Source organism: Massilia atriviolacea (assembly GCF_003953935.1).
Taxonomy (GTDB): Bacteria; Pseudomonadota; Gammaproteobacteria; order Burkholderiales; family Burkholderiaceae_D; genus Telluria_A; species Telluria_A atriviolacea.
On sequence record NZ_RXLQ01000043.1, the window covers coordinates 1 to 11,702 of the forward strand.

General features: G+C 68.2%; 2 protein-coding genes and 1 pseudogene. All 3 read left to right on the top strand.

Going from position 1 to position 11,702, the window contains the following annotated elements:
• Positions 1-6,195: pseudogene (locus EJB06_RS32815) on the top strand (amino acid adenylation domain-containing protein); the annotation flags it as partial.
• Positions 6,196-6,281: 86 nt separating this feature from the next.
• Positions 6,282-10,181, top strand: a complete 3,900-nt coding sequence (locus EJB06_RS31300) for a non-ribosomal peptide synthetase (RefSeq protein ID WP_198420958.1) — start codon at positions 6,282-6,284, stop codon at positions 10,179-10,181.
• Positions 10,174-11,702: condensation domain-containing protein (locus EJB06_RS31305; protein WP_229427385.1), on the top strand; the 1,529-nt coding region annotated here is incomplete at its 3' end. The genes EJB06_RS31300 and EJB06_RS31305, both read left to right, overlap by 8 nt.

Genomic DNA, 11,702 nt, shown 5'->3' on the forward strand with positions numbered 1-11,702 from the left:
GGCCGCAACGACTTCCAGGTCAAGATCCGGGGCTTCCGTATCGAACTGGGCGAGATCGAAGCCCGGCTGACCGCCTGCGCCGGCGTGCAGGATGCGGTGGTGCTGGTGCGCGAAGACGCGCCCGGCGAAAAACGCCTGGTCGCCTACCTGATCGGTGCCGGCCTGTCGCCGGCCGCGCTGCGCGAACAACTGTCGGCCCACCTGGCCGACTACATGATCCCCGGCGCGTTTGTCAGCCTGGACGCCTTCCCGCTGACGGCCAACGGAAAACTGGACCGCAAGGCATTGCCGGCGCCCGATGCCGGCGCCGTGATTGCGCGCCGCTACGAGGCGCCGCAAGGGGCGACCGAAACGGCCCTCGCGCGCATCTGGCAGGAACTGCTCGGCGTCGACGCAGTGGGCCGCCACGACCAGTTTTTCGAGCTGGGCGGCCACTCCTTGCTGGCCGTGCAGCTTGTGGGGCGGGTGCGCCATGACTTACACGCGGAAGTGAGCCTGCGCGAGCTGTTCGCACAGCCATCGCTGGCCGATTTTGCCGGTGCTGTGACGCGCGCCGGCGGCGCGAGCCTGGCGCCGATCGGTATCGCCGACCGCAGCGCCGACTTGCCGCTCTCGTTCGCCCAGCAGCGCCTGTGGTTCCTCGACCAGCTCGACAGCGCCGCCGGTGCCGCCTATCACATGCCGGCGGCATTGCGCCTGACAGGACCGCTGGACGGGCCGGCGCTCCAGGCAGCGCTGGACCGCATCGTGGCGCGCCACGAAATCCTGCGCACCACTTTTGCGGACGGACAGCGCATCGGCCCCGTGGAGCAGGGCTTCGCCCTGGCGCACACGGACCTGCGCGAGACGGACCACATCGAACGGACGGCAGCGGCCATCGCCGATGCCCAGGGCAGCGCCGCCTTCGACCTGGCCGCCGGGCCGCTGATTCGCGGCCAGTTGCTGCGCCTCGCCGACGACGAACATATCCTGCTGATTAACCAGCACCACATCATTTCCGATGGCTGGTCGGTCGGCGTGCTGATACGCGAAGTGAGCACGCTGTACGCCGCCTTCAGCGCAGGGCAAGACGATCCGCTGCCACCGCTGGCGATCCAGTACGCCGATTACGCAGCCTGGCAGCGCGCCTGGCTGCAGGGCGATGTGCTGGAACGCCAGGCCGGCTTCTGGAAGGCCCATCTCGACGGCGCGCCGGCCTTGCTCGAACTGCCGACCGACCGGCCCCGTCCCGCCGTGCAAAGCTACGCCGGCAGCCATGTGGACTTTGTGCTGCCGCGCGAACTGGCCGCCGCCTTGCGCGCCCTCGGCCTGCGCCATGGCGCGACCCTGTTCATGACCATGCTGGCGGGATGGTCCACGCTGCTGGCGCGCATGAGCGGCCAGGACGACGTGGTCGTCGGCACCCCGGTCGCCAACCGCCAGCGCACCGAGCTCGAACCGCTGATCGGATTTTTCGTCAACACGCTGGCGCTGCGGGTCAGGCTGGAGGAAGGGCTGACCGTCGCCGGACTGCTGGCACAGGTCCGCACGTCGCTGCTGGCCGCGTACGAACACCAGGACCTGCCGTTCGAACAGGTCGTCGAAGCGCTCAAGCCCGCGCGCAGCATGAGCTACACGCCGCTGTTCCAAGTCATGATCGGCATGAACAACACCCCGGCACAAGGACCGGTGACCTTGAAGGGGCTCCAGATCGGCACCGTCGCGCAGTCGTCCGTCACGACCCACTTCGACCTGAACCTGGCGTTGACCGAATCGGAAGACGGCATCCATGCCCGCCTCGATTACGCGAGCGACTTGTTCGACGCAGCGACGGTCGAACGCATCGCCGCGTGTTTCGGGCAGCTGCTGGAAGACATGGCCGCCAGCGAGCAGAAGCCGGTAGGTACGCTCAATCTGCTGGGGGCCGCCGAACGCGCGCAGGTGACGACCGGCTTCAACGACACCGCCTGCGACTTCCCGCGCGAGCGCACCATCCATGCCCTGTTCGAAGAGCGGGCGGGCGCGCAGCCCGATGCACACGCCGTGGTGTTCGGGGACGACAGCATCAGCTACGCGCAACTGAACCGCCGCGCCAATCAGGTCGCGCATACCCTGACCGGCATGGGCGTGAAAACCGGCGACCGCGTGGCGCTGTGCGTCGGGCGCGGCGTGGCCATGGCCATCGGCTGGCTGGGCATCATGAAGTCCGGCGCCGCCTATGTGCCGATGGAGCCGGACCAGCCGGCCGAGCGCATCGCCTACATGCTGGCCGACAGCGGTGCGCTGTGCGTGCTCAGTACCGCGCCGACCGGCATCGCCGCCGCCGTGCCCGTGCACGACCTGGATGGCCCGCTGTTCGCCGCCGCATCCGGCGCCGACCCCGTGATCCCCGGACTCGGCGCGGGCGATGTCGCCTACGTGATCTACACGTCCGGCTCCACCGGCGCCGCCAAGGGCGTCATGGTCGAACACCGGTCGGCCGTCAACTTCTGGCATGCGATGTGCCATTCGACCCACGAGGGCTGCCCGCAGCCCGCCCGCATCGGCCTGAACGCGTCCTATGCCTTCGACATGTCGTGGAAAGGCTGGCTGCAACTGCTGTCCGGCCACTGCATCCATCCGGTCCCGCAAGACATCCGCGCGGATGGTGCGCACATGCTGGACTGGCTGGCGCAACACCGCATCGACGTTGTCGACAGCACGCCGTCGCAGCTGGAAGGCATTCTCGCCGCCGGCCTGCTGGAGCATCCCGGCTACGCGCCGTACAGCGTGCTGCTGGGCGGCGAGCCAATCCAGGCCGCGACCTGGGACCGGCTCAAGCAGTCGGCGCGCACCCGCTTCTTTAATATGTACGGCCCGACCGAATGCACGGTCGACGCCACCCTGGGGCGCATCCTGGCGAGCCACGCCAGGCCGCACATCGGCCGTCCGCTGGCCAATGCGCAGGTGTATGTGCTCGATGCGCAGTTGCAGCCGGTGCCGGTCGGCGTGAGCGGCGAGCTGTATATCGGCGGTACCGGCGTGGCGCGCGGCTACCTTAACCGCCCCGCACTGACGGCCGAGCGTTTCGTCGATGACCCGTTCAGCGCCACGGCCGGCGCGCGCATGTACAAGACCGGAGACCTCGGCCGCTGGCTCGCCGACGGCAATATCGACTACCTTGGCCGCAACGACTTCCAGGTCAAGATCCGCGGCTTCCGCATCGAGCTGGGCGAAATCGAGGCGCAGCTGCTGGCATGCGACGGCGTGCGCGAAGCGGTGGTGCTGGCGCGCGAAGACGTGCCGGGCCAGAAACGCCTGGTCGCCTACCTGTGCGGCGGCGGACATTCGCCGTCGGCCCTGCGTGCGCACCTGGCGACCCGGCTGGCCGACTACATGCTGCCGGCCGCCTATGTCAACGTGGACGCTTTTCCGCTCAACGCGAACGGAAAACTCGACCGCAAGGCCTTGCCGCCTCCCGGCGACAGCGCCTGCATCACGCGTGAGTTCGAGGCGCCGCAAGGCGCAGCCGAAATTGCGCTCGCACGCATCTGGCAGGACCTGCTTGCCGTGGCGCGGATCGGACGCCACGACCAGTTCTTCGAATTGGGCGGGCATTCGCTCATGGCAGTGCAACTGCTTGCCCGCGTGCGGCGCGAGCTGGATGTGGAGGTGAGCCTGCGCGACCTGTTCGCCAACCCGGCGTTGAGCGACTTCGCCGCGCTGGTTGCGCAAGCCAGGGCCGCAACCATGAGCGCCATCGTGCCGGCCGACCGCAGCGGGCCGCTGCCGCTCTCGTTCGCGCAGCAGCGCCTGTGGTTCCTCGACCGGCTCGATCACGCCGCCGGCGCGGCCTATCACATGCCGGCCGCGCTGCGCCTCACCGGCACGCTGGACCGGGATGCGCTGCAGGCCGCGCTGGACCGCCTGGTCGCGCGCCACGAAATCCTGCGCACCACCTTCGCCGACACGCAGCACATCGGACCGATGCATCAGGGTCTGCCGCTGGCGCACATCGATCTGCGCGGCGTGCCGGATGCGCAGCGGACGGCGGCAGCCATCGCGGACGCCGAAAGCAGCGCCCCGTTCGACCTCGCCAACGGCCCGCTGGTGCGCGGCCAGCTGCTGCGCCTGGGCGAGGAGGAACATATCCTCCTCATCACCCAGCACCACATCATTTCTGACGGCTGGTCGATCGGCGTGCTGATACGCGAAGTGAGCGCGCTGTATGCCGCCTTCAGCGCCGGCCGGGACGATCCGCTGCCGCCGCTGGCAATCCAGTATGCCGATTACGCCGCATGGCAGCGCGGCTGGCTGCAGGGCGAGGTGCTGGACCGGCAATCGGCCTTCTGGACGTCGCACCTTGCCGGCGCGCCGGCGCTGCTCGAACTGCCGACCGACCGCGCGCGGCCCGCCGTGCAAAGCTACGCCGGCAGCCACGTGCAGTTCGCGCTGCCCGCGCCGCTGGCCGCCGCCGTGCGCGTACTCGGCCGGCGCCATGGCGCCACCCTGTTCATGACGATGCTGGCCGGCTGGTCCACCCTGCTGGCGCGCATCAGTGGCCAGGCCGACATCGTGATCGGCACGCCGGTGGCGAACCGCCAGCGCACCGAGATCGAGCCGCTGTTGGGCTGCTTCGTCAACACCCTGGCGCTGCGCGTGCGCCTGGACGGCGAGCCGACCGTCGCCGAACTGCTGGCGCAGGTGCGCGCCGCCACCCTGGCGGCCTACGATCACCAGGACCTGCCGTTCGAACAGGTGGTCGATGCGCTCAAGCCGGCGCGCAGCATGAGTTACAGCCCGCTGTTCCAGGCGATGCTGAGTATGAGCCTGGTACCGCCGGAGGGCGCGCTGGCGCTGCAAGGCTTGCGCATCGAGCGCATCGAGCAGGCCGGCAAGACCACCCAGTTCGACCTGAACCTGTCGCTGTCCGACATGGGCGATGTCATTGCGGCGCGGCTCGACTACGCCACCGACCTGTTCGACGCAGCCAGCATCGAGCGCATCGCGGCCAGTTTTGCGGTGCTGCTCGGCGCCATGGCCGCCGACGAGCGGCAAGCGGTGAGCCGCCTGCCGATGCTCGCCGACGGCCAGCGCGCGCAGGTGCTGGAGGTCTTCAACGCGACCGACACCTGCTACGAACCGGAGTCCCTGCTCCACAAGCTGTTCGAAAACCAGGCCGCCGCCACCCCCGACGCGCCGGCGCTGGTATACGGCGGCCAGGCGCTGACCTACACCCAGTTGAACCAGCGCGCCAACCAGGTCGCGCATCGCCTGATCGCGCTCGGCGTCAAACCCGACGACCGGGTGGCGATCCGCATCGAGCGCGGCATGGAAATGGTGATCGGCCTGCTGGGCATTCTCAAGTCCGGCGCCGGCTATGTGCCGCTCGATCCCGGCTATCCGGCCGATCGCCTGGCGTTCATGCTGGCCGACTGCGCGCCCGCCGTGCTGCTGACCCAGGAATCGCTGGAAGCGATGCTGTCCGCCGACAGCCCGCCTGCGCATGCCGCCAATCCGGTCGTCGGCGGCCTCGATGCCGGCAAACTGGCCTACGTCATCTATACCTCGGGTTCGACCGGCATGCCGAAAGGCGTGATGAACGAACACCACGCCGTTGCCAACCGCCTGTACTGGATGCAGGAGCGCTTCGCGCTCGATGCCGGCGACCGCGTTCTGCAAAAGACGCCGTTCAGCTTCGACGTGTCGGTGTGGGAGTTCTTCTGGCCCTTGCTGGCGGGTGCCGCCATCGTGCTGGCCCGGCCCGACGGCCACAAGTCGCCCGACTATCTGCGCCAGCTGATCGACGAGGCGGGCGTCACCACGCTGCATTTCGTGCCGTCGATGCTGCAATCGTTCACGGAGCAGTCGCAGGGCTGGCAGAACACCAGCATCAGGCGTGTGTTTTGCAGCGGCGAGGCCTTGCAGCCGGCCCTGCGCACGCGCTTTTGCGCGGCCTGGCCGCAGATGGAACTGCATAATCTGTACGGCCCGACCGAAGCGGCCGTGGATGTCACCTGGTTCGACTGCACCCGTGGCGGCTGGCCCGGCATGGTGCCGATCGGCCGGCCGATCGCGAACACCCGCATCTACATCCTCGATGCGCACGGCCAGCCGGTGCCCCAGGGCGTGGCGGGCGAAATCCATATCGGCGGCGTGCAGGTGGCGCGCGGCTACCTGAATCGTCCGGAATTGACGGCGGAACGCTTTATCGCCGATCCGTTCAGCGGCAGGGAAGGCGCGCGCCTGTACAAGACCGGCGACCTTGGCCGCTGGCTGGCCGACGGTAACGTGGAANTGGCCGCTGGCTGGCCGACGGTAACGTGGAATACCTGGGACGTAACGACTTCCAGGTCAAGATCCGGGGCTTCCGCATCGAGCCGGGCGAGATCGAAGCGCGCCTGCTGGCCTGCGCCGGCGTGCGCGACGCCGTGGTGCTGGCGCGCGAGGACGTCCCCGGCGACCAGCGCCTGGTCGCCTATCTGGTGGGCGACGCACTGGCGCCGGCCGCCCTGCGCAACGCCTTGTCGGTCCATCTGGCCGAACACATGATCCCGTCCGCCTTTGTCACCCTCGACGCTTTTCCGCTGACGGCGAACGGCAAGCTCGATCGCAAGGCGCTGCCCGCGCCCGACGCGGTGGCCGTGATCAGCCGCGAGTACGAAGCGCCGCAAGGTGCGCTGGAAACCGCCATCGCCGCCATCTGGGCGGCGTTGCTGGGCATCGGCCGGGTAGGGCGCCACGATCACTTCTTCGAACTGGGTGGGCATTCCCTGATGGTGGTGCGCGTCATCGAACAGCTGCGTGAGCAGGGATGGAATGCCGATGTGCGCAGTGTCTTCAGCGCGCCGACCGTCATCGGACTGGCCGCCGCGCTGGCGGAAGGCGGCGCGGGCGATGCGCATCCGGTACCGCCGAACCTGATTCCGGACGATTGCGCGGCGATTACGCCCGCCATGCTGCCCATGGTCGCACTGAAACAGGCAGACATCGACGCCATCGCCGCCAGCGTGCAGGGCGGCGCCGCCAACATCAAGGATATCTATCCGCTGGCGCCTTTGCAGAAGGGGATCCTGTTCCATCACATGCTGGAGACGGAAGGCGATCCCTACCTGCTACGCACGATCCTCAGCTTCGACAGCCGCAGCCAGCTCGATCGCTTCCTCGGCGCGCTGCAAAGCGTGATCGACCGCCATGACATCCTGCGCACGGCGGTGCTGTGGGCGGGACTGGACGAACCGGTACAGGTGGTCCTGCGCAGCGCTATCCTGCCTGTCACGCAAATGACGCTGCGCAGCGGCGCCGATTGCGTGCGCCAGATGCTCGACCAGGCCGACCCGCGCCGCATGCGGCTGGACCTGCAACGCGCGCCCTTGCTGGCCGCCTTTGTCGCCCCCGATCCCGACTCCGGCGAATGGCACATGGCGCTGCTCAATCACCACCTGGTGGGCGACCACGTCACGCTCGAATCGATCATTGCCGAAATCCTGGTCTTCCTCAAAGGAGAGGGCGATTCGCTGGCGCCGTCGGTGCCCTATCGCCGCTTCATCGCGCAGACGCTGGCAATCGATCCGGCGGCGGACGAACGCTATTTCCGCGCACTGCTTGCCGATATCGACGAACCGACCGCGCCATTCGGCCTGTTGAACGTGCAAGGCAGCGGCGCCCAGGTGCGCGAGGCGCATGTGGACCTCGCCGACGGCCTCGCGCAGCGCATCCGCGCGGCGGCGCGCCAGCATGGCGTCACGCCGGCGGCCCTGTTCCATGTCGCGTGGGCCCAGGTTCTCGGCCAGACCACCGGCCGCGACGACGTCGTATTCGGCACCGTGCTGCTGGGCCGCATGCAGGGTGCGTCCGACGGCGGCAAGGTACTCGGCATGTTCATCAACACCTTGCCGGTGAAGGTGGCGCTGGCCAGTGCCCCGCTCGGGCAGGCTGTCGCCGCCACCGCCCGTCAACTGGGCGAACTGCTGGCCCACGAGCAGGCTTCGCTGCTGCTCGCGCAGCGTTGCAGCGCCGTTGCGCCACAGGCGCCGCTGTTCACCTCCCTGTTCAACTACCGCCACAGCCATGCGTCGGCCGGCGCCTCCGACTTCGCCGCGTACGGCATGCGCGTGCGTGCCAGCGATGAACGGGTCAATTATCCGGTCGGCGTGTCGGTCGACGATTTCGGCACCCGCTTCGCCATCAGCGCACAGTGCGACGGGGTGGACCCGCAGCGTGTCGCCGCCATGCTGGCCAAGGCCGTCGACGGCGTTGCCGATGCGCTGATGCGCGACCCGCAGCAGCCACTCCACGCGCTCGACGTGCTGGACGACGCCGAACGCCTGCAAGTGCTGGAGGGCTTTAACGACACCGCCGTCGCCTACCCGCGCCAGGAGCTGGTGCACACGATGTTCGAAGCGCAGGCTGCTGCGCATCCGAATGCGGTCGCCCTCGTTTTCGGCAGCGAGAGCGTCAGCTATGCGCAGCTGAACGTGCGCGCCAACCGGCTGGCCCATTACCTGCGCCAGCGCGGCGTCGGGCCCGACGACAAGGTCGCCATCTGCATCGGCCGCAGCGTCGACCTGGTGGTCGGACTGCTGGCCATCCTCAAGGCCGGGGGTGCATATGTTCCGCTCGACCCGGCGTATCCGGCCGAACGCCTCGCCTTCATGCTGGACGATTGCGCACCGGCCGTGCTGCTCACCCAGGCATCGATGGCCGACGCCATGCCGGCGCACGGCGTGCCCGTCGTGACCCTGGACGGCGCGCTGGACATGGCGGCCGTCGGGGCGCAGTCCGGCACCAATCCGGACGCGCGGATGCTCACGTCGCGCAACCTGGCCTACGTCATTTACACCTCCGGTTCGACCGGCATGCCGAAGGGGACGCTGATCGAGCACCGCAGCGTGTTGCGGCTTGCGGTGAACGCCAGCTTTGCGCCGCTGGGCGCGCACGACTGCGTTGCACACTGCGCCAGCACCTCGTTCGATGCCAGCACCTGGGAAGTCTGGGCGCCGCTGCTGAACGGCGCGCGCCTGCTGCTGGTTGCGCAGGAGGTGCTGCTCGATCCGCTGCGCTTGAACGATACGCTCATTGCCGGCCAGGTCAGCGCCCTGTGGCTCACTGCGGGGCTGTTCAACGAGTATGTCGACGCATTGGCGCCCGCGTTCGCGCAGTTGCGCTACCTGCTCGTCGGCGGCGATGCACTCGATCCGCGCACGGTCGCCAGGGCGCTCGGCAAGCCGCGCCACTTCATCAACGGCTACGGCCCGACCGAATGCACCACCTTCGCCTGCACGCATGAAGTGACCGACGTACCCCCCGGCGCCACCGGGATTCCCATCGGCCGGCCGATCGCCAATACGCAGGTGGTCATCCTGGACCGCCATCTCATGCCCGTTCCTGTTGGCGTGACGGGAGAAATCCACATCGGCGGGGACGGGCTGGCACGCGGCTACCTGAATCGCCCCGAACTGAGCGCCGAGCGCTTCATCGACACGCCGTTCGGCCGCGTCTACAAGACGGGAGACCTTGGCCGATGGCTGGCCGACGGCAGCGTCGAGTGCCTGGGCCGCAACGACGCCCAGGTGAAGATTCGCGGCTTCCGCATCGAACTGGGCGAAATCGAAGCAAGGCTGATGGAGTGCGAGGGCGTGCGCGAAGCGCGGGTGCTGGCGCGAGAAGACGTCCCGGGCTCCAAACGCCTGGTTGCGTACCTGCTTGCGGATGCGTTTTCGCCCGACAGCCTGCGTGCGCAATTGCTGGCAAGCCTGCCGGACTACATGGTGCCCGGCGCGTTTGTCGGATTGGCGAGCTTTCCGCTGACGGCCAACGGCAAGCTCGATCGCGCCGCCTTGCCGCTGCCGGACATGGCGGCGGTGGCTGCCCGTCCGTACGAGGCGCCGCAGGGCGACGTGGAACAGGCGCTGGCGCTGATCTGGCAAGACCTGCTCGGACTGGAACGGGTCGGCCGCGACGACCACTTCTTCGAATTGGGAGGCCATTCGCTGTCCGCCGTGCAGTTGATGGGACGGGTGCGCGCGGCATGCCATGTGGAGCTGTCGCTCAAGACGCTGTTCGAGTCGCCGGTATTACGGACGCTGGCGGCGCTGATCGCGTCGATGCAGTTGTCGGAGTTCATGGGCGAAGAAGCCCGGGACATGAAAAACGAATTAGGCGCTCTTACCGAGAGCGAATTGCTGGCAATTTTGGCCGAGGAAAGTCTGACAGATGAATAAGAAAAGCCTGGAACAGCTCCAAAACGAGATCATCCTGCAACGCCTGCAAAAGCGGATGAAAGCGCAAGCCGCCGCCGCGCGCATCGGACCCGCCGACCGTGGCTCGCCACTGCCGCTGTCGTTCGCCCAGCAGCGCCTGTGGTTCCTCGACCAGCTCGATCCTGCCGCCAGCGCGGCCTACCACATGCCGGCGGCGCTCAGGCTTACCGGTTCGCTCGACAAGCGCGCCCTGAAGGCCGCGCTGGACCGGGTCGCCGCGCGCCACGAAAGCCTGCGCACCGCGTTCGCCGGCGGCGATGGCCAGCCGGTGCAGTGCATCGGGCCCGCCGATCAGGGTTTCGCCTTTGCCGAGAGCGACCTGCGCCACCTGCCCGCAGCCGAGCGCGAAGCCGCCGCCGCCACGGCCGGGAGCGAGGAAATCGCCGCGCCCTTCGACCTGGCGCGCGGCCCGCTCGCCCGCGCGCGCCTGGTCTGCCTGGACGACGACGATCATATGCTGTTCATTACCCAGCACCACATCGTCTCCGACGGCTGGTCGGTCGGGGTGCTGGTGCGGGAGCTCAGCACCCTGTACCGCGCGTTCAGCCAGGGCATGCCCGACCCGCTGCCGGCGCTGGAGATCCAGTATGCGGACTACTCGGCATGGCAGCGCGAGCGCCTGCGCGATACAGTGCTGCAAACGCAAACCGATTACTGGAAGCGGCACCTCGACGGCGCTCCCGCGCTGCTGGAATTGCCGACCGACCGTCCCCGGCCTGCGGTACAGAGCCATGCAGGCGGCTTGCTGCGCTTTGCCCTGTCCGATGAACTGAGTGCGCGTTTGCGCGCGCTCGGCCAGCGCCATGGCGCGACGGTCTTCATGACCCTGTTCGCCGCCTGGTCGCTGCTGCTGTCGCGGGTGAGCGGACAGCGCGACCTGGTCGTCGGCACGGCGATGGCGAACCGCCAGCGGCCGGAAGTCGAGCCGCTGATCGGCTTTTTCGCCAATACCCTGGCCCTGCGTGTCACGATCGGCGACGACGCGACGGTTGCGGATCTTGTCAGGCAGGTCAGGGACAGCACGCTGCAAGCGCACGAACACCAGGATTTGCCGTTCGAGCAGGTCGTCGATGCGCTCAAGCCGGCGCGCAGCACCAGTTACAGCCCGCTGTTCCAGGTCATGTTCAGCATGAACAATTCACCCGCAGGCGGTGAACTGGCCTTGCCGGGACTGACGATCCGCCAGGTCGACCTGGCGCGCGACACGACCCAGTTCGACCTGAACCTGTCGATGAAGGACGATGGCGCGGCATTCACGGGCGACCTGCATTATGCGAGCGACCTGTTCGACGAAGCGAGCGTCCAGCGCCTGCTGGGCCGCTTCGAGGTCCTGCTTGCCGCCATGGCCGCCGGCGAGGATGCTCCGCTGGCCGGCTTGCCGGTGATGAGCGAACAGGAACGCGAACTGGTACTGAACGGCTTTAACGACCGCAGCACCGCATACGACAGCGAACAATTGATCCATCAACTGTTCGAAGCGCA